Genomic DNA, 25,286 nt, shown 5'->3' with positions numbered 1-25,286 from the left:
AAAGTAATAGAAATAGTAAAGGAGGTATTGTAGTTCATTTATGCACGATACTGACAAGCTCCTAAAAGAAATAGAAACATTAAGAAGTAAAATGAGTTCTACCGCATTAACGCAAGGAATTACTAGCTTAGAATCGATAGCACTTAGTCAAGAACTAGACCGCTTACTAAATATTTATGAAAAATCAAAAAAAGATCATACTCACTCAGACATAGAAGAAATAAAACTTAAGTAACTATCATATGGCTAATAGGAGGGATATCATGAACTTTTGTGTATCCCGTCTATTTCCATTAATAATAGGTTTGTACGTAATGTTCAATTCGGTCTAATCCCATCTGAAGTGTGTCTTGATGGTATGCATAGGATAACCTCATATATCCCTCTCCAAGAGACGAAAAACTAGTTCCTGGTACTAGTGCTACTTTACTCTTTTTAACTAAATCCAAGCCTAATTCAAACGATGTCATCCCTTGTTTAGAGAAGTGAGGGAAAAGGTAGAAAGCCCCATTGGGATTATTAACAGTTAGCCCCATTTTGACTAGACGATTTACCACATAATCTCTTCGTTGTTGATAGACCTCTTTCATTTTTATAGGATCAGCTAATCCATTTGTTAAAGCTTCTAAGGCTGCATATTGGCTAATAGACGAAGCACAGGACACATTGTACTGGTGCACTTTTAACATGTGGTTTGCAATCCATTGTGGTGCAAGAGCATAGCCAATTCGGAATCCAGTCATTGAATGTGACTTAGATAATCCATTCACTACGATGGTCTGTTCCTTTACCTCGGCAAAGCTTGAAATGGAAGTATGTTTAAAATCATATAGAAGTTCACTGTAGATTTCATCAGCTAAAATGAATATCTTTTTATCCTTTAATACATCAACAAGTTCTTTTAGTTCAGCAGTACTAAATGAAGCTCCTGTTGGGTTAGAAGGATAGGGGAGTACAACACATTTAGTTTTTTCCGTAATTGCGTTTTTTAAGACATCTTTTGTCAATTTAAAATTAGTCTTTGTTGTGTCAACTAGTACAGACTTCGCACCTGCTAAAGTGATCAGTGGCTCATATCCAGGATAGATAGGTGCAGGTAAGATAACCTCATCACCGGGATTTAATATGGTACGGAAAGCGATATCAATAGCCTGTGATGCGCCTGTTGTAACAATAATTTCACTCTCCGGATTAAAGCTTACATGATAGTTTGATTCATAATAATTTGCTATAGCTTTTCTTAACTCGATAATACCTGCATTATTTGTGTATGTCGTTTTATTAGATTGGATAGCAGTAATAGAAGCTTTTTTTATATGCTCTGGCGTATAGAAATCAGGTTGACCTATAGTAAGGGAGACTACATCCTTTTCACTAGCTACCAGATTGAAAAACTTTCTAATCCCAGATATTTCGATGGATTGTACGTGATGATTCAATAATTCATTCACTGTTTTTCCTCCAAGTTGATTAATAATATTAAATTTGTACGTAAGAACCACGATTCTTTGATTTGGTTTGCATTAGTATAACTGCACCTATTATAAGTGACATCCCTATCATTTGTACAAAGGAAAAGGCTTCATGAAAGACAAATATCCCAATAAGTGTTGCAACAACTGGTTCTATAGTGGATAGAATCGATGCCTTTGAAGCTTGCGTGTTATTCAAACCATAGGTATAAACGATATAAGCGATTGCGGTTGGAAAAAGTCCTAGGCCAAACGCAAGTAGTAATACTTCTGGTTCCATTAGTAGCTTTAGTTTTTCACCATACGGAAAGAAAGGTAGCAGAGACAAGGATGCTACTATAAAAGTGAAGGTAGTAATACTCAAACTTGTATATTTTTGTAGAGCATATTTACTGAAAATACTATATAAGGCATAGCCAATACCAGAACCCAGCCCGAACAGGATACTCTGAAAGGGAATTGCGTTCAAATTAAGAGGTATTAACCCTACTACAAAACACGTCCCAATAAGGGTTCCGGCTAGTGCTATCAGTTTTTTTCTAGTAAATGCTTCCTTGAATAAGAAAAATGAAATGATAGATACAAAGGCTGGAGCGGTATACAATAATGCCGTTGCAATAGGAATGGTTGATAGGTCAATTGTTGTAAACATGCAGTAATTAAAGAGTATAATACTAAATATTCCAGTGCCAATAAAGTATTTAACATCAGAAAATCTTGATAATTTTAATTTCTGTGGTGATATGATTAACAAATATGTAACTAATATAATTGCAGTTGTTGCTGCTCGAAGTGTTACGACCTCCATTGGAGTAAAACCATATGTATATAAATTCTTTACGAACCAGCCGATGGTACCCCACAATGCTGCACCTAGCATGATATAGAAAATTGCTTTATTCAATAGAACAACCACCTCTCTAGTTAGCTATATTAATTATAGCAAATTTAGTGAAAATTAATTAAATACATACGAAACTAGTATAGTTTTCTTTTATTCCGTTTACAATGATAAATAGGTTAAGTATGAGGTGGTGTGAACATGAATATTCCTTTTTATATGATTGATTGGATTAAAATTTCTCAATTGGAATCATTAGGAATTACTAAAGAAGCATTTTACACATTAGTAATTTTTCTTGGGATAATGGCTTGTTATTATATTATTCGGCCGGTATCGATGGTTTTAATTTCCTTACAATCTGAAAAACTTGTAAGTTACCTTCTGAGCGGGTTGTTATTTCTCGTTATCTTTTTTTCCATTGTATTGTTTGTAGGGGAGATACAATTGTTCACTTACCAGTTATTAAAAATTTCCTTACAAGCTTTAGCTGTGTTTGGGTTGTTATTATGTGTTGTTCATGTAGTTAGACAGTTAATAGGGAAAAGTAAGAAAATTTGAGGTTTTTTTATTCGTTTAGTTGTTACGGGGTTTAAAAGAAAAATCTAAAAAGGATGTCTCTTTGTGAATAAGTTCACTGTAAGAGACATCCTTTTTTAACGAAAGGTTTTCCGTGGAGGCCATTCCATTTTCCCGAGTGATGATGGTGTGAAATAGGATGAGGAATGCGGTTTTTTAGTTGGTTTTTTATTAACTGGTTTCCAGTCAATATATTGATAGATTATCTTCTTGGCTTGCGATAGTGACATTTTTGTTTGGGGATTTCGATAATTTTGATCGAGTGCTCCTAAATGTTTCAGTTCCTTGAAGTCTTCCTTCGTCGGAGGAATATGAAAATAATAATCTTCCACCTGAACTAAGAGGGTTGAATGCTGGTTACTAAGCTTTGGGTGTTCGGAGAAGTGTAACCCAACTTTTTTAGCATGGTTTTCCTTTAGCAAACGTTTAATAGTCTCTTTTTTTATATAGTATAAATGTTGTGGTTCTGGTGCGGTTTTTGCATGGCGATTAACTGTATAAATAGCTTTTGCTAGTTCTCTTAGAGAGACAGTTTCATTCTTTGTCATCAGTTTACCTCCTTTCATTTATAATCTCGTTTATTTAATAGTATCTTAAAGCTTGTCCACTATCAAATAATAAAGATAAGAAGCCATTTCTGGCTTCTTATCGCATATCGTCAATAAAGTTTACAGCATCAGCAATCTGTTCTTCTGTTAAATACATTCCATTATAACTCTTTATAGCATTGCCTTCAGGACTAATAATATAAAGTAGTACGCCATGTATGAATGTATCGTCTTCCATTGGCTCTACTATTGTCTTAAACGATTTAACAGCAAATTCTTTAATTGTTTGAGCATCATATCCTGTTAAAAAAGTCCAATTGTCCTTATCAAATTCGATACCGCGAACCTCGCCATATTCTTTTAAAACTTCTGGTGTATCATGCTCTGGATCGATACTAAAGGATACAAATTCAACATCTTCAATGCCTTCCTCATGTAATGCCCTTTCAATTTTTTGTTTATTATAAGTCATTTGTGGGCATTCAGTTTCACATGTAGTATAAATGAAATCAGCAATCCATATTTTCCCTTCCAAGTCACTTTTACTAACTTGTTCACCATCTTGGTTTGTATAGGTGAAATCCTGAATCTCATATGAAAAATCACCTTCATATTTCGGACCACCGCATGCTGCTAGGAGAAGGATGAGACCAATTACTACTATCAGTGGTATCTTTTTAATCATTATATAGCCTCCATTATGTAAATTCTTTCTATAGTTTACCATGTTGGAGAAGTTAAAACTATGGATAAACTGTTACAACTAGGTAGAGAGGCTGGATCAAAAGTAATTCTATCAAAAGTAAATCCGAACATTATAGTGCACATAACCCGCCCCGGAAATATACTACGCTTTCCGTGGGCGGCTGGTGAGCCTCCTCAGAGCTATCGCTCTTGCGGGGTCTCACCGATGCCTATCCTCCCACAGGAGTCTCCGTATATTTCCGGGGCTAATATGATGATTGTTCGCATTTACAACCTTTGATTCAGTTATATCCCAGCCTTGTTGGTCTAATAATATCTTAAAGTCTAACCCGTACCTGTAGTATGGACTTGGGACTGGATAATAGGGTGATGCTTATTTTTATATATGCCTAAGTAAATATATTGGGGAGCCTGGTTATTTAGACTTCAACGTGAACAAAGTAATTTCAGGTTTGCAAAGGAAACGATATGGTAGTCTTGTTGTACCAATTCCTCTACTGACATAAAGATTCATCTTGCTGGATTCGAATGAATATTTCCCATCTACATACTTTTCCGCATAAATAGGTGTGTATAGATGACCTACAAAAGGGAGCCGGACCTGTCCACCGTGACTATGTCCAGATAATTGCACATCGATTGGATGTTTCTGAGAAATATCGGCAAAGTCCGGTTCATGGGCAAGAAGAATGGTGAATAAATCTGGGTTTGTATTTTCTAAAGCTTTTGTAAGATTGGGACTCCCGAGCATGACATCATCAATACCTGTAAGTATGATTCGATCTACGTCCTGTTCTATTGCCTGATGACTATTTTTTAGCAGCTTGAAATTCGCTTGTCCCATTACGTCCTGTATAACTTCAGTTCCATAGCCTCCATGATCATGGTTTCCATATATCCAGTACTTTCCCTGTGGTGCTTGTAGATTAGCTAATATTTCGGTAAGTTTCGGTGTCCAATTGTATTGGTTTGGTCGATCTACTAGGTCACCAGTAAAGACTAGTAAATCTGGTTGTAAACTATTAATTTTCTCGGCTAAATCTTGAAATTGTTCTAGTGTGTAATGAAAACCTATATGTGTATCTGAAAACTGAATTATTTTAAACCCATTAAATGACGCAGGAATTCTATTAGATTCAATGATTTCTTTATTAACAGTAAGTAAATTAGGTTCTATATTTCTAGCATAGTAATACGCACTACCAGTCATTCCGAAGAGTGCGAGTGTACTACCTAAAAATTTTTTTAAAAAAGACCTTCTGTTCATGCTTTCACCTTCGTGAATCATAATTTTTATAAATTATAGCATAGCTAGCTATATAGTACAGTATGTTTTGAAAGTCTGTAACATGAGTTTTGGTTAGTTTATTTCTAACTAACTTATCAGAATGGATTATCGGTATGGAGAAGTTGTTGCAGTGGAAGGTAGACAAAGGTTTTATAAAAAACTAAATAACAAGCTTTTTGCTGTAGTATAAATTGGACTCAACAAAACAAGTCATATAGACATAGTATATAACAAATGAAAGTTGATGAATCCCAATAAGGCTATAAAAATTGTCAAAGTTTATCTGTACTAATACTTTTTATGCATAAAGTTTTGTGCATGCTAAAACAAGCTAAAGTGTGTTACACTATTATTGGCTGGTAAATAAGTGAAACTATGAAACCCCTTTCATAATCATGTGTATAAAGTAGTATGGTAAAAAGGAGTGGGTATGATGAGTTTGTTACAAGATAGGGAATTAACGACATTAACAGTTGCCGATAAGATGATTCCCGCAGAGAAAGTTGCCCATGTTCAAGTTAATAACCCATTGGAACACGCTCTTTTAGTTTTAGTCAAATCTGGTTATTCTGCCGTGCCTGTTCTAGATACAGGATACAAGCTAAAAGGTACAATAGGTAAAACTAAAATCCTCAATGAAATATTAGGATTGGAACGATTTGAAATTGATAAGTTGTCACAGTTGCAAGTAAAAGATGTAGTAAATACAGATATTCCTAGAGTATTAAAAGAGGACACATTAGTTGATGGTCTTAAAGCTTTAATAAATTATCCATTTATATGTGTAGTAGATGAAGAGGGGTATTTTGACGGTATCCTAACTAGAAGAGCAATATTAAAGGAAATTAGAAAAGATATTTATTCGGATAGAAACAAACAAAACCAATAGTAAGAGCTCCTTTGCAACCAAAGCAAAGGGAGCTCTTTTTTGTAACTAAGAAAGAAGTCCATCTTGAAGTACTTCCATGCAATGATACGAGCAATGCAAGTAATTCTAATTGCTCAAATCAGTACAGAATGTTAAAGTGAAAATTATAAAAATTAGGAGGTGGCTTACCATGAAAATGATGGATGCCAAAGAAATTATTAACTTTATCTCAAATAGTAAGAAGAGTACGCCTGTAAAGGTTTATATAAAAGGTGATAAATTAAATACATTGTCATATGATTCTATACAAGCGTTTGTAGAACAACATAGCGGTGTGCTATTTGGGGAATGGGCTGACATATCAGTGTTTCTTGATAAGAATAAAGATGCTGTTACAGATTATGTGGTTGAAAACGATCGTCGTAATTCAGCAATTCCTTTATTAGATTTAAAAAATATCAATGCTAGAATTGAACCAGGTGCAGTCATCCGCGACCAAGTTATGATTGGTGATGGCGTAGTGATTATGATGGGCGCTATGATTAATATAGGTGCTGTTATTGGAGAAGGCACGATGATAGATATGAATGCGGTGTTAGGAGGCAGAGCTACAGTAGGTAAGAATTGCCATATCGGCGCAGGGACTGTATTAGCTGGAGTTATTGAACCACCATCAGCAAAACCTGTTGTTGTAGAAGATGATGTAGTAATTGGAGCGAATGTTGTTGTATTAGAAGGTGTAACGATTGGAAAAGGTGCAATAGTGGCTGCTGGAGCAGTTGTTACGAAAGATGTCGCTCCATACACATTAGTTGCTGGAACACCTGCTAAAGTACTTAAGGAAATTGATGAAGGTACGAAGGCGAAAACAGAAATTATGCAAGAACTTCGAAAACTAGATAATTAGAGCAAGGAGAAACAGGATGGAACTTGCTAAACTGAAGGATATACGTCGTGACTTACATCAAATACCTGAAATAGGTTTTCAGGAATATAAAACTCAGCAATATTTACTTCGATTGATTCAAGAAATGGCTACGGAAAGGGTCGAAGTAAAAACATGGCAAACGGGAATCTTAGTACGGGTCTCGGGTGAAGATCCGAAGCAAATGATAGGGTATCGTGCCGATATAGACGGACTACCAATAGATGAACTTACTGGGTTTGATTTTTCTTCACAACACGAGGGAAGAATGCATGCTTGTGGCCATGACTTTCATATGACGATTGCCTTAGGCACGTTAGAGAACCTTATCAAACATCCGATTCAGGATGATGTCTTATTTATATTTCAACCTGCTGAGGAAGGGCCTGGTGGTGCATTACCAATGATGCAATCAGAAGCCTTTTTAAAGTGGAGACCAGACTGTATCTTTGCATTACATATTGCACCTGAATACCCTGTCGGTACAGTTGCTACTAAACCAGGGTTACTCTTTGCCAATACTAGTGAGTTATTTATTGACTTTACAGGTAAAGGTGGTCATGCTGCTTATCCTCATTTATCAAAGGATATGGCCGTGGCTGCAGGTACTTTTATATCACAGGTCCAAGACATTGTTTCTAGAACAATAGATCCACTTGATAGCGCGGTCGTAACTATTGGAAAAATGACGAGTGGTCATGTTCAGAATGCTATAGCAGAAACTGCAAGGTTGGAAGGTACCATTCGTACTTTGCGACCAGAAGTGATGCTTCAGGTAAAACAGAAACTCGAATCGGTTGCTAGAGGATTTGAAATAAGCCATGATTGTGATGTGCGTATAGATTATGGTTCAAACTATTTTCAGGTCTATAATGATAAGAGATATGTTCAGCAATTCCAAGAAGTTATACAACAAACAGAATATAGCTTTGTTGAAGCAAAGAAAGCCATGACAGGGGAAGATTTTGGATTCATGCTAAAGGATATACCCGGCTTTATGTTTTGGTTAGGTGTTGATTCTACTTATGGGTTGCATAATGCACAATTAAATCCAAAAGAAGAGGCTTTACAAGTTGGAGTTACTATAGTAACAAAAATGCTTCAATCCATATCTGCCAATAGAATTAAAATCGAATAACTTCTTTCCTTTTGGTCAAACTAAGCATGTAAATTTGCATACTTAGAGGAGTGAAGATAATGGCTAGAATCGGAGTAGAAGAATCCCTTACGGATGTAAAAGAAGCATTAATGGCTATGGGTCATGAGGTCGTTGAACTCAAATCCGAGGCAGATACTGCACATTGTGATTGCTGTGTTATTTCGGGTTTAGATAAAGATGTCATGGGAATGGCAGATACAAGTATTGCCGGACCAGTAATTAATGCAAGTGGACAAAATGCTGAAGAAATTGCTCAAATCGTAAATGAAAAATTAAGTTAATCGAAAAAGGCTTCTTTCTAAGGAGCCTTTTTTAAATGTCTTTTCAAACATTATAAAAAATTTTAATAAATTATGAAAAAGTTGTGGCAATTTATTTCGGAAACCGTTATATTAGTTATTATGTGAAAGAAAGAATTTTAACTTCAGGGGGAGGCGAATGTATGGATACATTTAAAAAACTAAAGCAATTTTACTGGCCTTATAGAAAGTACTTCATTGGATCATTATTCTTCTTATTTTTTGTAACGGTTATTACAGTTGTGTATCCTATCATTTTACAATTAACAATTGATGAAGTAGTAGCGAAGGAACAATATGAGTTAATTCCTTATATTGCTACAGTCTTTGTTGTTTTAATGCTAATTAAAGGAATTGCTACGTTTTACCACCAGTTTTTAGGGGATCGTTTTGGAGTAAGTACGGTCTATGCTTTACGTGATGCATTATATAAAAAGCTTCAAGTATTATCATTTAAATATTATGATAATGCAAAAACAGGGGATATTATGTCACGGTTGACAGCTGACGTAGAGGGGTTCCGCTTTTTCTTATCATTTGGCTTTGCTGAATTGATAAGAATTATTTTGCTCATAGCAATAAGTTTAAGTGTTATGTTTTATTATTCTGTACCACTAACGCTTGTAACGATGGCTGCAATGCCTTTCCTAATTATTGTTGTAATTAAATTTGAGAAAGTAGCACACCCAGCATTTAGAGGTATCCGTAAATCATTCGGGAAACTGAATACAAGGGTTCAAGAGAATATTAGTGGAATGCATACAGTAAAATCATTATCTCGAGAAGATTTTGAGATTGGTAGGTTTTCTACTAGTAATGATGATTATCGTAAGAATTACGTTAGCACATCAGAACTATGGGCAAAATACTTTCCGTTAATGGAGTTCATTGGGAATGTATGTGCTGTAGCCTTACTTGCTTTTGGTGGTTATCTAGTAATTAATGATAGTTTAAATCCTGGAGAACTACTCGCTTTCTTTAGTTTAGTTTGGTACATCATGGGACCGCTCATGAACGTCGGTTATGTGATCAATATGTTCTCTCAAGCAAAGGCTTCAGGCGAACGACTTAGAGAGATTTTAGAAGAAAATGAAGATATCGTTGTTAAAGAAGAAGCGGTTAAAAAATCAATTAAAGGCCATGTTACATTTAAGGATGTGACATTAACGTATACAAAAGACGATGATTCGGCCTTGAAAAATATAAGTTTTGACGCTCCTCCAGGTAAGACGATTGGGTTAATTGGTGGTACTGGTTCAGGTAAAACTAGTATTACACAATTAATTACGCGTTTCTATGAGCCGGAGAGTGGCGAGGTACTGGTTGATGGAAAACCTGTTCAAGATTACGATTTAAAAACGTTAAGAAATCATATCGGGTTTGTTCTACAAGAATCGTTCTTATTCTCCACTACTATTCGTGAGAATATTGCATATGGTAATCCAGATGCAACAGATGAACAGATTATCGATGCAGCGAAAAGGGCACAAGCCCATGACTTTATTATGGAAATGCCAAAAGGGTATGACACGTTACTTGGGGAGAGAGGCATGGGGCTTTCAGGTGGTCAAAAGCAACGTATCGCTATCGCTCGTGCCATTTGTGTTGACCCTAGTATTCTAGTTTTAGATGATGCAACTTCTGCAGTTGATATGGAAACGGAGTTCCGTATTCAACAGGCGTTAAAAGAGGTCATGAAGGGACGTACATCGTTTATTATTGCACACCGAATATCTTCTCTAAAACATGCTGATGAAATTATTGTTTTAGATGATGGTGGAGTTGTAGAGAGAGGAACACATGATGAGTTGCTACAGCTCAACGGTGCTTATAGACGAATTTATGATATTCAATATCAGGATCATGATACTATCATGAATGCTGTGAATTAAGGGGGGATAAAGATGGCTAATAAGAAGGGGAGTACCCCCGAAAAACGACATTTAAAACGATTTTATTATACGATTGATCAAGCGATTGAAAAGCCCTTTAACTGGAAGCAAATATGGCGTTTGCTTGTATATTTAAGGCCTTATACAAAAACTTATTTGCTTGGTGCAATAATCGCAATGGTAGTATCTACTGCTGTTCGTTTAACGATCCCAATACTAATTGGTAAAGCTGCATTTGATATTGCAATTGCTAATAAGGATACGGACCTATTAATCTATCTAGTTATTATCATAGGGGTTCTTTACTTAATCAGTTACATTGCAAACTATTTACGAATAAAATGGGTAAACTTACTTGGCCAAAACGTTATTTATGATTTAAGGCAACACTTATTCACCCATGTGCAAAGCTTATCTAATAACTTCTTTGATAAACGTTCAGCAGGTTCGATCTTAGTACGTATCATGAATGATACGAATTCACTGCAAGAGCTATTTTCTAACGGTATTATCAATTTACTAATGGATATCTTGACATTACTCGGGATTGTAACCATTCTGTTTGCACTAAGCCCTAAATTAGCGCTTGCAGTATTGGTTATCCTACCTTTGATGTTCTATATTACGACGGTACTCAGAAGAAAGATTCGGCGTACATGGCAGGAAGTTCGTATTCAACAATCTAGAATGAATTCCCATTTGAATGAAAGTATTCAAGGAATCCGAATTACGCAATCCTTTACACAAGAAAAGGAAAATACAGAATACTTCAATGGATTAAATACCGATACTTTTTCTGCTTGGATTGATGCAACTAAAAAGAGTGCTATGTTCCGTCCGTTTGTTGAAATGAGTAATGCTATTGGCACCGTTATTTTAATTGCATATGGAGCTCATTTAATTATCATAGGGCCAGAGGCTGGAGGGATTGAACCTGGTACATTTATCGCGTTTGCTTTCTTCTTAGGTATGTTCTGGGATCCAATTTCACGATTAGGCCAAATGTATAACCAACTACTTGTAGCAATGGCCTCTTCTGAACGTATATTTGAATACTTAGATGAGAAGCCGAACGTGGATGAAGTAGAGAATGCTTATGAATTTGATACAATGAAAGGGCATATTGAATTTGATAAGGTTCAATTCTCATACAATAGTGACCGTATTGCTTTACATGAAGTTTCGCTTGAGATGAAGCCAGGTCAAACGATTGCTTTAGTAGGTCATACTGGAAGTGGTAAATCAACAATTGCTAACTTAATTAGTAGATTCTATGACCCTACGAAAGGGCAGGTTAGAATTGATGGTCATAACTTACGAGAAGTATCATTAAAGAGCTTACGTAACCACATCAGTGTTGTTTTACAAGATACCTTTATCTTTTCTGGAACGATTATGGATAATATCCGTTTTGGTCGACCTGATGCAACTGATGAAGAGGTTATCGAAGCTGCCAAGGTAGTAGGGGCGCATGATTTTATCAAACGTTTAGCAAATGACTACCAAACAGAAGTGGAAGAGAGAGGTAACATCCTCTCAGCAGGTGAAAGACAATTATTATCATTTGCACGTGCATTGCTAGCAAATCCAAGTATTATTATTTTAGATGAAGCTACAGCAAGTATTGATACTGAAACGGAATTGAAAATTCAAGCTGCTCTAAAAAGGCTGTTAAATGGTCGAACTGCAATCATTATTGCTCACAGACTTTCTACTATCCGTGAAGCTGATAATATCTTTGTATTAGAGCATGGTAAAATACTTGAAAATGGAAATCATGCAGAGTTAATGGAGAAAAAGGGAGAGTATTATCATTTAGTTCGCTCCCAATTCCAAATGCTAGATGCGATGTAACCTTTAAAAAAGAAGCAATTTCGATACTAGAAATTGCTTCTTTTTCATTCAATTGATAAAGTAATAAGTATAAGATGAATTATCTGGAGGAACGAAATGAGAAAAGAATTTGCAGTAATTGGCTTAGGTAGATTCGGGGGAAGTATATGTCAGGAATTAAGCCGTGAAGGGATGGAGGTTCTCGCTATCGATCGTGACGAAGAGCGAGTAAATCAGTATAAAAATATAGCCTCCCACGCGGTAATTGCTGATTCAACGGACGAGACAACTTTAAAGGAATTAGGTATTAAAAATATTGATCATGTCATCGTTGCTATAGGTGATAATATACAGGCCAGTATATTGACTACTGTAGTCTTAGTAGAATTAGGTGTGGAACGAATAACAGTGAAAGCGCAGAATGACTATCATGCAAAAATCTTAAATAAGATTGGTGCACATCAAGTTGTTCACCCAGAGCGGGATATGGGAAGAAGGATTGCTCATAGTATCATATCGAATAATATAGTAGATTACCTTGAACTTTCAGACGATCATAGCATTGTTGAAGTAAAAGCTGGAAATAAGATGGCAGGGAAGTCAATTATTGAGCTAGATATTCGTGCGAAATTCGGCTGTACTGTCGTTGCAATCAAGCAAGGACCACATATCAATGTTTCTCCAACTCCTGATGATATTTTGACAAGAGATGATATATTAGTAGTTGTTGGTGCAGACAAAGATATTGCAAGGTTTGAAAGACAGTTAGTTATTGATGAATAATCCAAAAAAGGAAGTCAGCCTAGGTTTTAACCTAGGTGACTTCCTTTTTTACACTTCCATTATGATTGGTAAAATCATTGGACGACGTTTTGTCTTTTCATATAAGAATGGAGCAATTGTATCTGTGATTTCATTTTTAATTTCAGACCATTGTGTTGTCTTTCTCTCCATTACTTTATTTAGATGTGTAGAAACTAACTTCTGTGCCTGATTAATCATATCTTCGGATTCACGCATATAAACAAATCCACGTGAAATGATATCAGGACCTGCAGCTATTTTAAACTCTTTCATATTAATACTAACGACTACTATTACTAAACCTTCTTCAGAAAGGATGCGGCGATCTCGAAGTACGATATTTCCTATATCTCCAATACCACTACCATCGACATATACTGAACCTGAAGGTATCTTACCAGCAACTTGAGCACTATCTTTGCTTAGTGCTAATACATCACCAATATCCATAACAAAAGAATTCTCGAAGCTTACTCCACACATTTCTGCAAGCTTCGTGTGTTCAACTAACATGCGATATTCACCATGGATCGGCATGAAATACTTCGGATTCATTAGACGTAGCATTAATTTTTGCTCTTCTTGGCTACCATGACCAGAAGTGTGAATATCATTTAATTTACCGTGGATGACGTCTGCTCCAGCACGATATAACATATTGATAGTCTTACTTACACTTAATGTATTTCCTGGGATTGGTGAAGAGGAGAATACAACAGTGTCACCTGGGATAATTTGAATCTGTCTATGAGTACCATTTGCTATTCTTGATAATGCTGCCATTGGTTCGCCCTGGGAACCAGTACAAAGAATGGTTACTTCATTAGCAGGTAAACGATTAATTTCATGTGCATCGATAAACGTATCTTTTGGCGCCTGGATATAACCTAATTCTTGACCAAGTGCTATTGCAGACTCCATACTGCGACCAAAAACTGCTACTTTACGATTATAACGAACGGCAGCTTCAACCATCTGTTGTAAACGATAGATATTAGATGCAAAGGTTGCAAATATTATTCTTCCAGATACTCGACTAAAGATATCACTTATGTTAGCTCCAACAACTTTTTCAGACAAAGTAAAACCTGGTACTTCACTGTTAGTACTATCAGAAAGAAGGCAAAGCACTCCTTCTCTTCCTATTTCTGCCATTTTTGCTAAGTTAGCTGGTTCCCCAACAGGTGTAAAGTCGAATTTAAAGTCCCCAGTATGAACAATATTTCCTGGAGGAGTTTTGACGACAATACCATATGCGTCAGGAATACTATGTGTAGTACGGAAAAAGCTTACGGATGTTTTACGGAATTTAATGATGTCATCTTCTTGAATGGTATTTAATTTTGCATTTCTTAATAATCCATGTTCTTCTAACTTATTTCTAATTAAGCCAATCGCAAGCTTACCTGCATAGATTGGTATATTAATTTCGCGCAGTAAATAAGGAATTCCACCAATATGGTCTTCATGACCATGAGTCACTATTAAGCCTTTAATTTTATCTTGGTTTTGCACTAGGTACGTATAATCAGGAATTACATAATCAATCCCTAATAGTTCATCTTCAGGAAATTTAATTCCAGCATCAATTAGGATTATTTCATCTTGGAATTGTACGCCATACGTATTTTTTCCAATTTCACCTAATCCACCTAGTGAAAATACAGCTGCTTGATCATTTTTTACAAACTTCATCTTTAGACGCTCTCCACTTTAAAATCTTCGGATTGTTTTTCATATTCCAAATGTGCTTCATCTAGTGGCTGGATGTATTCAATATTAAGTCCGCGATCACTTAATTTCTTTCTAATATCCTTCTCGGAATCGGCCTCGAAATAAAGGCTTTTTGAGCGTTCTCGTACTGGTACTTCATACGAGGATTCTTGATAAATAACTTTAAAAATCATACTATCTCTCCTGTCTCTCTCTATAACTTTTTTTACCATTCCATTCATAAAAAGAAAGGCTATCTTCTATAAAATAGTTCTAATGCTTTTTATGTAAGAATCCCTGGGGGTACCAGAGAACTGTGTAGATCATTGTACATCATTCCGTATTTAACATTCCCGTAAACATAGTATAGCTTAACAAAAAAGACAGGTTAATAATGCTATAAGAATAAAATCATTATCGGTAGATCGGCACTTCATTATACCCTGCCTGTACTTATTCTTTATTCTTTAAAAGTTGTAGGTACACGTCCTCGGCCTAAAAAATCCTTCCAACGCTTCTTTAGCTTTTCTTTTAGGCGACGTAACATAAGGACATACACTCCTTTCTAAAAGATTAAAGAAAAGCATATAAAAATTTCTACCGTCCAATCCCTCTTACCTATAGTATAGTATGGATTTAAAAATATTGAAATAAAAATCATTGATTTACTAAAAAAAACATTTTTAAAAAAAGCTATCGAACGTTAGACAGACAAGATGACCTAGTTACTTATGTATATTTTTCTCATTTATACGGATTCTATTCATGGCACAAAAAAGACCTGACTAAACGAGCCAGGCCATATTTTTTATTCAATTGGTTTAGAGTTTTCTGGAATTGCAAATGGATCTTCTTTATTGATATGATCGTAGAACATAATACCATTTAAGTGATCAATTTCATGTTGGAATACGATAGCAGCGTATTCCTTTAAACGGAGCTTAATTTCATTACCTTCTATATCAGTAGCTCTTACCGTAATACGAGCATATCTTGGAACAAATCCTTCAACAGTTCGATCCACGGATAGACATCCTTCTCCAACAGTTAAATAAGCTTTTTCCACAGAATGACTGATTATCTTTGGGTTGAATAATCCGTAACTATATAACTTTCCATTAGAATCTTCGAAATGAACTGCAACCATTCTTTTGGCAATACCTAACTGTGGGGCAGCAATCCCAACTCCTGGTCTTAAATTATATTTAGCACAAATCTTTTCGTCTTGGCTATTTTTCAAGAATTCTAGCATACTGCTTAACATGGATATTTCATCATCAGTTGGGGGTAGGACTACCTCTTCAGCAACTTGTCGCAAGGAAGGATGACCTTCGCGCACAACATCCTCCATAGTTAGCATGTTAATCACTCCATCTCTATATATGTCATAGTTTATCATATTACAATCATTTAAATAGTTTATCATATTATTAGTTAATAAGGCATAATTTTACTATAGATAGGCTTGTATTTTATAAGGTCGCTATTACAAATTTATGATATACTAATTATCAGTTCTACAGAGACGCTTTATACATCATGTAAGAGGGGGATTAAGAGACGTGAGGTCCAAACAATTTGTAGTGTTTGTTATGTTAGGAGTAGTAATTTTCTTAGCATCTTGTGGGAATAGCCCAGAAACACAAATTTATAATCATTTAGAAGAAGCTGTTCACCTAGAGGTAGGGTTTCAGGAATATCAAGATGAAATTATACAGTTAGAACAGGAAGAACAAGAACTATATAAACAAATTATTGAGTTAGGAATAGACGAGTTAGACAAAATAGAAGAATTAGCCGGACAAGCACTTTCTTCCATTGAAGAAAGAACTGAGTTAATTAAGTCTGAAAAGGAAAGCTTAGCTGCATCGCGTGAAGAATTTGAAAAAGCTAAAGTATTGATAGAAGAAATAAAGGATGAAGAAACCAAGGATCAAGCAAAGACCATGTATGAGACAATGACAAATCGTTTTGATGCTTATGAAACACTCCATCAGGCGTATAATGAATCCCTGAAATTGGAAAGAGAACTATATGAAATGCTTCAGCGAGATGACTTAGAGCAAGAAGAATTGCAAGCCCAAATTGAAAAAGTTAATTTAAAATATCAAGAAGTTATTAAAGCTAATGAAACCTTCAATGAGTTCACTACCAAGTACAACAACTTAAAAAAGGAGTTCTATGAGGTAGCAGAGATTAATGTTAAATATGTTGAATAGATATGGCTTATATATAAAAACTCATCGATTATTCGATGAGTTTTTATTTTGGTGAAAATGTAACAGGTCTAACGTTAAACTATAACAGCTTACAGTTAGTTATAAAAATATTAAAAAACGAGTAATAAAATAAAACAAAGTAGTTGACCGAATGGAATTGTATGCGCTACACTTTAAATGTAATCATATTGTACCAGTTATTTTTGCGGATTTTATGTAACAGCCTGTGACTGTTCCTCAACGTAAGATTACAACCGATTTGCAATTAAACATAAATATAAGCAAATGGGTACAGATTTCCCATATTTTTGGGAAGGATAATAAAGATAAATATTAAAGGATATAAAGAAAGGAAGAGGTGAACTATTTTGAAACACGTATTAGAGAGTGTTGAAAGTCAGTTCGAAATGTTCCAGATTCTTAATGAGGATGGAGAAGTTGTCAATAAGGATGACATGCCGAATTTATCGGATGATGAATTAAAAGAGCTAATGAGAAGAATGGTTTATACCCGTATCTTAGATCAACGTTCTATCGCACTTAACCGTCAAGGTCGTTTGGGGTTCTATGCTCCTACCGCAGGTCAAGAAGCATCACAATTGGGTAGCCACTTTGCCTTAGAGAAGGACGATTTTATTTTACCTGGATACCGTGATGTGCCTCAGTTGATTTGGCATGGATTACCACTTTATCAAGCTTTTCTTTTCTCTAAGGGCCATTTCCATGGGAACCAGATGCCAGAGGGTGTTCATGCATTACCTCCACAAATCATCATTGGTGCTCAATATGTCCAAGCTGCCGGAGTTGGTTTAGGCCTTAAAATGAGAGGTAAGAAAGCAGTTGCTATTACTTACACTGGAGATGGTGGAACATCTCAAGGTGACTTCTACGAAGGAATGAACTTTGCTGGAGCGTATGGGGCACATAATATTTTTATAGTTCAAAATAATGGTTTTGCTATTTCAGTTCCTAGAGAAAAACAAACTGCTGCAAAAACTTTAGCACAAAAAGCAGTTGCGGCTGGTATTGAAGGTCTTCAAGTAGACGGTATGGATGTTTTAGCAGTATATGCTGCTACAAAACATGCTCGCGAACGCGCGATTGCTGGTGAAGGGCCAATGTTAATCGAAACGATTACTTATCGTTATGGTCCTCATACAATGGCTGGTGACGATCCAACTCGCTATCGTTCAGCTGACCTTGATTCGGAATGGGAGAAAAAGGATCCATTAGTACGTTTCCGTAAATTCCTAGAAGGTAAGAATTTATGGTCTGAAGAAGCTGAAAATGAAGTTATTGATAAAGCAAAAGAAGATATTAAAGAAGCAATTAAAAAGGCGGATCAATATCCAAAACAGAAGGTAACAGACTTTATTTCTAATATGTTCGAAACACTTCCAAATAATTTAGTAGAACAAATGGAAGAGTATAAAGCAAAGGAGTCGAAGTAAACAATGGCACAAATGACAATGATTCAAGCAATCACTGATGCACTACGCGTGGAACTCAAAAAAGATGAAAACGTATTAGTGTTTGGTGAAGATGTCGGCCAAAATGGTGGTGTATTCCGTGCTACGGAAGGTCTACAAAAAGAATTCGGGGAAGATCGTGTGTTTGATACACCATTAGCTGAATCAGGAATTGGGGGACTTGCGATCGGTTTAGCATTACAAGGATATCGCCCAGTACCTGAGATTCAGTTCTTCGGCTTTGTCTATGAAGTTATTGATTCTATTAGTGGTCAAATGGCACGTATGCGTTATCGTTCTGGTGGGACACAAACAGCTCCTATCACAGTACGTTCACCATTTGGGGGTGGGGTACACACACCAGAACTTCATGCGGATTCCTTGGAAGGATTAATGGCACAACAACCTGGATTAAAGGTAGTTATTCCATCTACTCCTTATGATGCTAAAGGTCTTTTAATCTCAGCAATTCGTGATAATGATCCAGTTATTTATTTAGAACATATGAAATTATACCGTTCATTCCGTGGTGAAGTCCCAGAGGGAGAATATACGATTGAGATTGGAAAAGCTGATGTAAAACGTGAAGGGAAAGATGTGACTATTGTAACTTACGGTGCAATGGTGCATGCATCCTTAAAAGCAGCAGAAGAACTGGAGAAAAATGGAATCGATGTTGAAGTAATTGATTTGCGTACTGTATCACCGATTGACATGGAAACCATTTTGGAATCAGTTAAGAAAACCAATCGTGTTGTAGTAGTACAAGAAGCACAACGCCAAGCTGGTATAGCTGCGAATGTTGTTGCAGAAATTCAAGAAAGAGCAATTTTACATTTAGAAGCTCCAGTATTACGTGTTACTGCACCTGATACGGTGTATCCATTCTCAGAAGCGGAAGAAGTATGGTTACCAAACTATAATGACATCATTGAAAAAGTAAACACTGTAGTGAATTTCTAAAAGTAGAAGGAGGCTATTTAAATGGCTTTTGAATTTAAATTACCAGATATTGGAGAAGGAATCCACGAGGGTGAGATTGTTTCATGGATGGTAAAAGAAGGCGACGAAGTAAAAGAAGACGATATTCTATGTGAAGTACAAAACGATAAAGCTGTCGTTGAAATTCCTTCTCCGGTGGAAGGGACGGTTACTAAAATTTTCGTGCAAGAAGGGGAAGTTGCGATCGTAGGCGATACGCTTATCTCTTTTGATGCTGAAGGATATGAAGATGCTAGCAGTGATAATTCTAGTGAAGTAATTGCTGAAGAAGTAAAAGAAGAATCACCTAAAACAGATCCAGCTCCTAACAATGCACAAGCAGACAGTAATGTAGATGAAAGCAAACGTGTAATTGCGATGCCGTCTGTTCGTAAATATGCTCGTGACAATAATGTCAATATTAAACAGGTAACTGGTTCTGGAAATAATGGACGCATTACAAAAGAAGATATTGACACTTTCTTAAGTGGTGGAGCACCTGTTACAGAAACTGCTACTCAAGAAACACCACAATCAGACGAAAAGATTGCAAAAACACCTGTATTAGAAGGTAGCTTCCCAGAGACTCGTGAGAAAATGAGTCCGATTCGTAAAACAATTGCTAAAGCAATGGTTAACTCGAAAACAAAAGCTCCTCACGTAACATTAATGGATGAAGTAGATGTAACAGAACTTGTTGCACATCGTAAGAAATTCAAACAAACTGCAATTGATCAAGGTATTAAGTTAACGTATTTACCTTATGTAGTAAAAGCATTAGTTTCTGCTCTAAGACAATACCCTATTCTTAATGCTTCCATTGATGATGCTACAGAAGAGATTGTACAGAAACATTATTACAATATCGGAATAGCAGCAGATACAGATAAAGGATTACTTGTTCCTGTAGTAAAAAATGCAGATCGCAAATCCATCTTTGCCATTTCGGCTGAAATTAATGAATTGGCAGAAAAAGCTAGAAGTGGTAAACTAGCACCAGATGAGATGAAAGGGGCTTCAAGTACAATTTCTAATATTGGTTCGGCTGGTGGTCAGTGGTTTACGCCTGTTATTAACTATCCAGAAGCAGCAATCTTAGGAATTGGTCGTATTGCTGAGAAACCAGTAGTTCGTAATGGGGAGATAGTTATTGCTCCAGTACTTGCTGTTTCATTGAGCTTTGACCATCGTATTGTTGATGGCGCAACAGCTCAATTGGCCCTAAATCAAATCAAGCGATTATTAAATGATCCACAATTAATCATGATGGAGGCGTAAGGATTATGGTAGTAGGAGATTTTCCAATTGAATTAGACACATTAGTTGTCGGTGCAGGACCTGGGGGATATGTTGCTGCAATTCGTGCTGCACAGTTAGGTCAAAAAGTTACAATCGTTGATAAGGGTGCACTAGGTGGCGTTTGTTTAAATGTAGGCTGTATTCCATCCAAAGCATTAATTGAAGCAGGACATTCTGTAGAAAAGGCTCATGGTAATGAAGCACTTGGAATTAAAACAGATAATGTTTCTGTGGACTTTACAAAAGTTCAGGAATGGAAAGCATCCGTTGTAAATAAACTAACTTCTGGTGTAGAAGGTCTATTAAAAGGTAATAAAGTGGATATCTTAAACGGTGAAGTATACTTTGTTGATAAAAATACAGCTAAAGTAATGGATGAAAAGTCATCTCAAACTTATACATTTAAGAATTGTATCATTGCGACTGGCTCATCACCAATCGAAATTCCAACATTTAAATTCTCTGATCGTGTATTAGATTCTACTGGTGCATTGAATCTAAAAGAAGTACCTAAAAAATTAGTAGTTATTGGTGCTGGTTATGTTGGTAGTGAGTTAGGATCAGCGTATGCTAATTTTGGTACGGAAGTTGTATTCCTAGAAGGTGCCAAGGATATACTAAGCGGATTTGAAAAACAAATGACACAATTAGTTAAAAAAGGCCTTAAGAAAAAAGGTGCAACTATCATTACTGAAGCGATGGCAAAAGGTGTAGAAGAAACAAAAGACGGTGTGAAAGTTACGTATGAAGCTGGCGGTAAAGAAGAAACTGTGGAAGCAGACTATGTACTAGTAACAGTAGGTCGTCGACCAAACACAAGTGAGATTGGTTTAGAACAAGTTGGTATTGAGTTAGACGAACGTGGATTAATTAAGATTGATAAACAATGCCGTACGAACATAGATAACATCTACGCAATCGGTGATATTGTTGCTGGACCACCACTTGCACACAAAGCTTCTTATGAAGGTAAAATTGCTGCAGAAGCGATTAGTGGTGAGAAATCTGAAATTGATTATATTGGTATTCCTGCAGTTGCATTTGTTGAGCCTGAACTTGCGACCGTTGGTATGACGGAAAAAGATGCTAAGGATGCGGGTTATAATGTGAAAGTGGCTAAGTTCCCATTTGGAGCAAATGGTCGCGCATTATCATTGAATTCAACAGACGGTTTCTTGAAACTAATTACACGTCAAGAAGATGGTTTAATTTTAGGTGGTCAAATTGCAGGGCCAAATGCAAGTGACATGATCTCTGAAATTGGTTTAGCCGTCGAAGCTGGTATGACAGCTGAAGATATCGCACTAACAATCCATGCTCATCCAACGCTAGGTGAGATTACGATGGAAGCTGCTGAGGTAGCTTTAGGAACTCCAATTCATATGCTTTAATGTAGAGTAGAGTGATGTATGACTTCTTCATACATCACTCTTTCTTTTTGTATTTAAAAATTAGCTTTTTCTTCTTAATTCAAGTTCCTTTATTTCTTGTTTAAATGATTTTAGCAGTGATAGAACAACTAACAGCAAGATGATGGTAAACGGAAAAGCGGCTATAATGGAAGCTGTTTGAAGTGCTTGTAAACCGCCTTGCCATAGTAGTACAGCAGCTGCACCTGATTGAATGATACCCCATATCAGTTTTACCGAATTTGGTGGATCGAGGCGTCCACCAGTAGTTTGCATCCCTAGTACAAATGTAGCTGAATCAGCTGATGTAATGAAAAATGTACTAATTAATAGAATCGCAAGGATAGACATAGTGGCTCCTAACGGGAAATGCTCTAATACGGCAAATAAGGCAACTTCTTCACCAAGTTCACTTACATTACCATAAATATCTTTTCCTTGAAAAAATTCAAGATGGATTGCAGAACCACCAAAAACAGTAAACCAAAGTGCACCGAAAATGGTAGGGACGAGTAATACCCCGAGGACAAATTCTCGAATGGTTCTACCGCGTGAAACCCTTGCTATAAAAGTTCCAACAAAAGGTGCCCATGCAATCCACCAAGCCCAATAAAATATCGTCCAGCCTTTAATCCAGCTCGTGTTATCCTCATTAAAGGGCGTCATTCGGAGACTCATACTTGGTAAATTTTGAATATAGTTACCAAAGCTCGTAGTGAATAAATTCAGGATAAAGTTTGTTGGTCCGATAAATAGTAAAAAGCTCATCAAAGCTATCGCTAAAATGATATTGGAATTACTTAGAAACTTAATACCTTTGTTTAATCCAGTAGAGGCGGAAAGCATGTATAAAACGGTAACAATCGCTATGATAATCAATTGTAATATAAAGGTTTGCTCCATTCCAAAAACGAATGATAATCCACCACTTATTTGAATTGCTCCAAACCCTAGTGATGTTGCAACACCGAATACAGTTGCAAATACAACAATAAAATCAACTAGTGTCCCCCATATCTCTTTTCCCCTTTCGCCAAACAATGGGACTAAAATGCCACTTACTAAACCAGTGGAATGCTTTCTAAATTTAAAGTAGGCAAGTGCAAGAGCAATCGTTGCATACACTGCCCAAGGGTGAAAACCCCAATGAAAGAAACTGTATTGCATTGCTGTTTTTGCAGCACTATTAGTAGTTGCATCTCCGTAAGGAGGGTTATGAAAGTGAGAAAGGGGCTCTGCAGCTCCCCAGAATACTAAACCAATTCCCATTCCAGCACTGAACAGCATAGCAAACCAAGTAATGTATGAATATTCCGGTTTATCGTTTGGCTTACCGAGCTTAATACCTCCATACTTTGAAAAGATTAAGAACAAGGAAAAAATGAGAAAGAGAGAAGCACTAATTAAATAAAACCAACCAAAAGTATCAACTATATAAGTCTGAATTATTGAAGTTACGTCCTCGAGGTTTCCATTTGGTAGGACTGAATCTGGTATGACACCCCAAATGATAAATAAAATACTAACAATGATTGAGATATAGAATACCATTGATACCTTTTTCATAACTAAAATTCCTTTCTATTCTGTGGGATTTCGTAAAGTAACTATGTCCTTACTATTTCCAATAATGAAAGGAACTATCGGGACAAAATATTAAGGTTGTCTTCTTTTTATTGGTAGCTTAAACTAAAGATGTATTAGGTTAAATGACATCAGGAGGGAAAGACATGAGAGCTGTAGTAATAATCCTAACATCATTCCTTGTTTTATTTTTAGCTGCTTGTAATAGCTCAGAACAAAATAAGGTGCAGGAAGAGGCAAGCCCAGATTTAGTAGAAGAACAACCAAATGATAAAACCGGGGAGGAAAAACAAGAAAGCAATTCTGAAGAATCACCTACAGAAACAGAAGAGCCGATTGAAGATGATTCGGAAGAAGAACTTGGTGTTGATGAAGAAGTAACTGCACAATATCGAGTATCTGAGAATTGGTCACTTGTGCCGATAGAAGAAGGAACTAATGAGAATGTTGTGTTACTAACTATTGATGATGCTCCAGACCAATATGCTCTTGAAATGGCAAAAATATTAACTGAGTTAGACGCAGATGCAATCTTCTTTGTTAATGGCCATTTCATTGATACACCTGAGGAAAAAGAGGTGTTGAAGCAAATTCATGAAATGGGATTTGAAATTGGTAACCATACTTACTCCCACGTAAACTTAAAAAGTATAGAGAATAATCCAGAAAAACAACGAGAAGAAATTGTTCAGTTAAATGATGTAATTGAGGAAATAATTGGCGAACGACCTAAGTTCTTCCGAGCACCACATGGTGTCAATACAGATACATCAAAGAAAATAGTAGAAGAGGAAAATATGGTATTAATGAACTGGTCTTATGGCTATGATTACTTTACCCCTTATATGGATAAAGAGAAATTAGTAACAGCAATGGTAACAGGAGAAGGTCCAGAGGTCGATGTGCCATACTCTCTACTCAAGCCTGGAGCTAATCTTTTGATGCACGATCGAGAATGGACTAAAGAGGCTTTGAAGGAAATTGTTATAGGACTTAGAGAGCAAGGTTATGAGATACTTGACCCAAGACTAATAGAAACAAGTAAATAGCAGGCGGAAAAGTTTACCAGTAGAAATATTCTACTGGTTTTCTTATAATTAAATGTGTTATACTAATTAGCAAATATGTTGTATATGTTGCATACTATAAAACATAAGGTTATACACTACTTTTTTGGGGAGGAATCTGAAATTATGGGCACTATTGTTTGTGGGCAATGCCAAGAAACAATTGAGCATTATGAGAATGAGAAGGTAGTAGTACTTTATGGAACATGCCCAACGTGTAAATCTAATGCAAACAATCAATAGAAAAAAATGATGATTATATTCGATAAAAACAAGTTGCACACCATGTGCAACTTTATTTTTTGGAATCTATTGCTGAAAATGATAGGATT

25 protein-coding genes are annotated in these 25,286 nt (G+C 36.1%); 16 read left to right on the top strand and 9 right to left on the bottom strand.

From position 1 onward, the window contains the following. Positions 1–40: 40 nt before the first annotated feature. A complete protein-coding gene (locus TE34_RS01000; protein ID WP_047982967.1) occupies positions 41–235 on the top strand; it encodes an aspartyl-phosphate phosphatase Spo0E family protein in 195 nt (64 codons plus the stop codon). 58 nt (positions 236–293) lie between these two features. Here TE34_RS01000 and TE34_RS00995 read toward each other — a convergent pair whose 3' ends face one another. Beyond that, positions 294–1,451, bottom strand: a complete 1,158-nt coding sequence (locus TE34_RS00995; protein WP_047982966.1) for an aminotransferase A — start codon at positions 1,449–1,451, stop codon at positions 294–296. Positions 1,452–1,479: 28 nt separating this feature from the next. Further along, positions 1,480–2,376 carry a DMT family transporter gene (locus tag TE34_RS00990; RefSeq protein ID WP_047982965.1) on the bottom strand — a complete coding sequence of 299 codons (897 nt, stop codon included), beginning with the start codon at positions 2,374–2,376 and terminating at the stop codon, positions 1,480–1,482. Positions 2,377–2,514: 138 nt separating this feature from the next. On the opposite strand from TE34_RS00990, the gene TE34_RS00985 reads away from it, so the two are divergent. Next, positions 2,515–2,874 carry a hypothetical protein gene (locus TE34_RS00985; RefSeq protein ID WP_047982964.1) on the top strand — a complete coding sequence of 120 codons (360 nt, stop codon included), beginning with the start codon at positions 2,515–2,517 and terminating at the stop codon, positions 2,872–2,874. A gap of 95 nt (positions 2,875–2,969) precedes the next feature. Here the strand turns inward: TE34_RS00985 and TE34_RS00980 are convergent, their stop codons facing one another. The 3 genes from TE34_RS00980 to TE34_RS00965 form a co-directional block, all read right to left on the bottom strand. Then, positions 2,970–3,440 carry a YkyB family protein gene (locus TE34_RS00980; protein ID WP_047982963.1) on the bottom strand — a complete coding sequence of 157 codons (471 nt, stop codon included), beginning with the start codon at positions 3,438–3,440 and terminating at the stop codon, positions 2,970–2,972. A gap of 97 nt (positions 3,441–3,537) precedes the next feature. Beyond that, the gene (locus TE34_RS00975) at positions 3,538–4,125 is read right to left on the bottom strand and encodes an SCO family protein (protein ID WP_047982962.1); all 588 of its coding nucleotides are present in this window, start codon (positions 4,123–4,125) and stop codon (positions 3,538–3,540) included. A gap of 435 nt (positions 4,126–4,560) precedes the next feature. Then, a complete protein-coding gene (locus TE34_RS00965) occupies positions 4,561–5,412 on the bottom strand; it encodes a metallophosphoesterase (RefSeq protein WP_047982960.1) in 852 nt (283 codons plus the stop codon). A 454-nt stretch (positions 5,413–5,866) separates the two neighbouring features. Here TE34_RS00965 and cbpB point away from each other — a divergent pair, with 454 nt between their 5' ends. From cbpB to TE34_RS00930, 7 genes are all read left to right on the top strand, one after another. Beyond that, on the top strand, positions 5,867–6,322 hold the full coding sequence (cbpB, locus tag TE34_RS00960; RefSeq protein ID WP_047982959.1) for a cyclic-di-AMP-binding protein CbpB: 456 nt from the start codon (positions 5,867–5,869) through the stop codon (positions 6,320–6,322). Between the two features lie 169 nt (positions 6,323–6,491). Further along, positions 6,492–7,208 (top strand): 2,3,4,5-tetrahydropyridine-2,6-dicarboxylate N-acetyltransferase, encoded by a 717-nt coding sequence (gene dapD, locus TE34_RS00955; RefSeq protein WP_047982958.1) that lies wholly within the window; start codon positions 6,492–6,494, stop codon positions 7,206–7,208. A 16-nt stretch (positions 7,209–7,224) separates the two neighbouring features. Then, positions 7,225–8,364 (top strand): N-acetyldiaminopimelate deacetylase, encoded by a 1,140-nt coding sequence (locus TE34_RS00950; protein WP_047982957.1) that lies wholly within the window; start codon positions 7,225–7,227, stop codon positions 8,362–8,364. A 59-nt stretch (positions 8,365–8,423) separates the two neighbouring features. Continuing rightward, positions 8,424–8,666: a YkuS family protein gene (locus tag TE34_RS00945; RefSeq protein ID WP_047982956.1), complete on the top strand. Its 243-nt coding sequence runs from the start codon at positions 8,424–8,426 to the stop codon at positions 8,664–8,666. Positions 8,667–8,827: 161 nt separating this feature from the next. After that, positions 8,828–10,576: an ABC transporter ATP-binding protein gene (locus tag TE34_RS00940; protein ID WP_047982955.1), complete on the top strand. Its 1,749-nt coding sequence runs from the start codon at positions 8,828–8,830 to the stop codon at positions 10,574–10,576. A 12-nt stretch (positions 10,577–10,588) separates the two neighbouring features. Continuing rightward, positions 10,589–12,430, top strand: coding sequence for an ABC transporter ATP-binding protein (locus tag TE34_RS00935; protein WP_047982954.1), 1,842 nt, complete (start codon positions 10,589–10,591; stop codon positions 12,428–12,430). A 96-nt stretch (positions 12,431–12,526) separates the two neighbouring features. Beyond that, the gene (locus TE34_RS00930; RefSeq protein WP_047982953.1) at positions 12,527–13,192 is read left to right on the top strand and encodes a potassium channel family protein; all 666 of its coding nucleotides are present in this window, start codon (positions 12,527–12,529) and stop codon (positions 13,190–13,192) included. A 48-nt stretch (positions 13,193–13,240) separates the two neighbouring features. Here the strand turns inward: TE34_RS00930 and rnjA are convergent, their stop codons facing one another. The 3 genes from rnjA to def all read right to left on the bottom strand — a co-directional run bounded on the left by rnjA (position 13,241) and on the right by def (position 16,286). Continuing rightward, positions 13,241–14,908, bottom strand: coding sequence for a ribonuclease J1 (gene rnjA, locus TE34_RS00925; protein WP_047982952.1), 1,668 nt, complete (start codon positions 14,906–14,908; stop codon positions 13,241–13,243). Between the two features lie 2 nt (positions 14,909–14,910). Then, the gene (locus TE34_RS00920; protein WP_047982951.1) at positions 14,911–15,120 is read right to left on the bottom strand and encodes a DNA-dependent RNA polymerase subunit epsilon; all 210 of its coding nucleotides are present in this window, start codon (positions 15,118–15,120) and stop codon (positions 14,911–14,913) included. A gap of 614 nt (positions 15,121–15,734) precedes the next feature. Continuing rightward, the gene (def, locus tag TE34_RS00915) at positions 15,735–16,286 is read right to left on the bottom strand and encodes a peptide deformylase (protein WP_047982950.1); all 552 of its coding nucleotides are present in this window, start codon (positions 16,284–16,286) and stop codon (positions 15,735–15,737) included. A gap of 202 nt (positions 16,287–16,488) precedes the next feature. Here def and TE34_RS00910 point away from each other — a divergent pair, with 202 nt between their 5' ends. The 5 genes from TE34_RS00910 (at position 16,489) to lpdA (ending at position 22,285) form a co-directional block, all read left to right on the top strand. Further along, the gene (locus TE34_RS00910; protein ID WP_053074924.1) at positions 16,489–17,145 is read left to right on the top strand and encodes a YkyA family protein; all 657 of its coding nucleotides are present in this window, start codon (positions 16,489–16,491) and stop codon (positions 17,143–17,145) included. A gap of 407 nt (positions 17,146–17,552) precedes the next feature. After that, the gene (gene pdhA, locus TE34_RS00905) at positions 17,553–18,596 is read left to right on the top strand and encodes a pyruvate dehydrogenase (acetyl-transferring) E1 component subunit alpha (RefSeq protein ID WP_201777664.1); all 1,044 of its coding nucleotides are present in this window, start codon (positions 17,553–17,555) and stop codon (positions 18,594–18,596) included. A gap of 3 nt (positions 18,597–18,599) precedes the next feature. Continuing rightward, positions 18,600–19,577, top strand: a complete 978-nt coding sequence (locus TE34_RS00900; protein ID WP_047982948.1) for an alpha-ketoacid dehydrogenase subunit beta — start codon at positions 18,600–18,602, stop codon at positions 19,575–19,577. A gap of 21 nt (positions 19,578–19,598) precedes the next feature. Further along, on the top strand, positions 19,599–20,873 hold the full coding sequence (locus TE34_RS00895) for a dihydrolipoamide acetyltransferase family protein (RefSeq protein WP_047982947.1): 1,275 nt from the start codon (positions 19,599–19,601) through the stop codon (positions 20,871–20,873). A gap of 5 nt (positions 20,874–20,878) precedes the next feature. After that, entirely contained in the window at positions 20,879–22,285 is a 1,407-nt protein-coding gene (gene lpdA, locus TE34_RS00890; RefSeq protein WP_047982946.1) for a dihydrolipoyl dehydrogenase, read from the top strand. Positions 22,286–22,345: 60 nt separating this feature from the next. Here lpdA and TE34_RS00885 read toward each other — a convergent pair whose 3' ends face one another. Then, a complete protein-coding gene (locus TE34_RS00885; RefSeq protein ID WP_047982945.1) occupies positions 22,346–23,869 on the bottom strand; it encodes a glycine betaine uptake BCCT transporter in 1,524 nt (507 codons plus the stop codon). A gap of 164 nt (positions 23,870–24,033) precedes the next feature. Here TE34_RS00885 and TE34_RS00880 point away from each other — a divergent pair, with 164 nt between their 5' ends. Next, a complete protein-coding gene (locus tag TE34_RS00880) occupies positions 24,034–24,936 on the top strand; it encodes a polysaccharide deacetylase family protein (protein ID WP_047982944.1) in 903 nt (300 codons plus the stop codon). A gap of 144 nt (positions 24,937–25,080) precedes the next feature. Then, positions 25,081–25,197: a GapA-binding peptide SR1P gene (locus TE34_RS20505; protein WP_084710578.1), complete on the top strand. Its 117-nt coding sequence runs from the start codon at positions 25,081–25,083 to the stop codon at positions 25,195–25,197. Positions 25,198–25,286: the final 89 nt, after the last annotated feature.

The sequence above is a fragment of the Ornithinibacillus californiensis genome (genome assembly GCF_001038485.1).
GTDB lineage: Bacteria > Bacillota > Bacilli > Bacillales > Amphibacillaceae > Ornithinibacillus > Ornithinibacillus californiensis.
This window is presented reverse-complemented; position numbering and strand designations above follow the sequence as displayed.

What these genes read in the sequence shown, in the direction of transcription:
- TE34_RS00885 (WP_047982945.1), bottom strand. Translation starts at nt 23,869, where the DNA reads ATGAAAAAGGTATCAATGGTATTCTATATCTCAATCATTGTTAGTATT.
- TE34_RS00930 (WP_047982953.1), top strand. Translation starts at nt 12,527, where the DNA reads ATGAGAAAAGAATTTGCAGTAATTGGCTTAGGTAGATTCGGGGGAAGT.
- TE34_RS00965 (WP_047982960.1), bottom strand. Translation starts at nt 5,412, where the DNA reads ATGAACAGAAGGTCTTTTTTAAAAAAATTTTTAGGTAGTACACTCGCA.
- TE34_RS00935 (WP_047982954.1), top strand. Translation starts at nt 10,589, where the DNA reads ATGGCTAATAAGAAGGGGAGTACCCCCGAAAAACGACATTTAAAACGA.
- cbpB (WP_047982959.1), top strand. Translation starts at nt 5,867, where the DNA reads ATGAGTTTGTTACAAGATAGGGAATTAACGACATTAACAGTTGCCGAT.
- TE34_RS20505 (WP_084710578.1), top strand. Translation starts at nt 25,081, where the DNA reads ATGGGCACTATTGTTTGTGGGCAATGCCAAGAAACAATTGAGCATTAT.
- TE34_RS00940 (WP_047982955.1), top strand. Translation starts at nt 8,828, where the DNA reads ATGGATACATTTAAAAAACTAAAGCAATTTTACTGGCCTTATAGAAAG.
- TE34_RS00975 (WP_047982962.1), bottom strand. Translation starts at nt 4,125, where the DNA reads ATGATTAAAAAGATACCACTGATAGTAGTAATTGGTCTCATCCTTCTC.
- TE34_RS01000 (WP_047982967.1), top strand. Translation starts at nt 41, where the DNA reads ATGCACGATACTGACAAGCTCCTAAAAGAAATAGAAACATTAAGAAGT.
- def (WP_047982950.1), bottom strand. Translation starts at nt 16,286, where the DNA reads ATGCTAACTATGGAGGATGTTGTGCGCGAAGGTCATCCTTCCTTGCGA.
- TE34_RS00980 (WP_047982963.1), bottom strand. Translation starts at nt 3,440, where the DNA reads ATGACAAAGAATGAAACTGTCTCTCTAAGAGAACTAGCAAAAGCTATT.
- TE34_RS00900 (WP_047982948.1), top strand. Translation starts at nt 18,600, where the DNA reads ATGGCACAAATGACAATGATTCAAGCAATCACTGATGCACTACGCGTG.
- lpdA (WP_047982946.1), top strand. Translation starts at nt 20,879, where the DNA reads ATGGTAGTAGGAGATTTTCCAATTGAATTAGACACATTAGTTGTCGGT.
- TE34_RS00950 (WP_047982957.1), top strand. Translation starts at nt 7,225, where the DNA reads ATGGAACTTGCTAAACTGAAGGATATACGTCGTGACTTACATCAAATA.
- TE34_RS00985 (WP_047982964.1), top strand. Translation starts at nt 2,515, where the DNA reads ATGAATATTCCTTTTTATATGATTGATTGGATTAAAATTTCTCAATTG.
- TE34_RS00880 (WP_047982944.1), top strand. Translation starts at nt 24,034, where the DNA reads ATGAGAGCTGTAGTAATAATCCTAACATCATTCCTTGTTTTATTTTTA.
- rnjA (WP_047982952.1), bottom strand. Translation starts at nt 14,908, where the DNA reads ATGAAGTTTGTAAAAAATGATCAAGCAGCTGTATTTTCACTAGGTGGA.
- TE34_RS00920 (WP_047982951.1), bottom strand. Translation starts at nt 15,120, where the DNA reads ATGATTTTTAAAGTTATTTATCAAGAATCCTCGTATGAAGTACCAGTA.
- pdhA (WP_201777664.1), top strand. Translation starts at nt 17,553, where the DNA reads ATGTTCCAGATTCTTAATGAGGATGGAGAAGTTGTCAATAAGGATGAC.
- TE34_RS00895 (WP_047982947.1), top strand. Translation starts at nt 19,599, where the DNA reads ATGGCTTTTGAATTTAAATTACCAGATATTGGAGAAGGAATCCACGAG.
- dapD (WP_047982958.1), top strand. Translation starts at nt 6,492, where the DNA reads ATGAAAATGATGGATGCCAAAGAAATTATTAACTTTATCTCAAATAGT.
- TE34_RS00945 (WP_047982956.1), top strand. Translation starts at nt 8,424, where the DNA reads ATGGCTAGAATCGGAGTAGAAGAATCCCTTACGGATGTAAAAGAAGCA.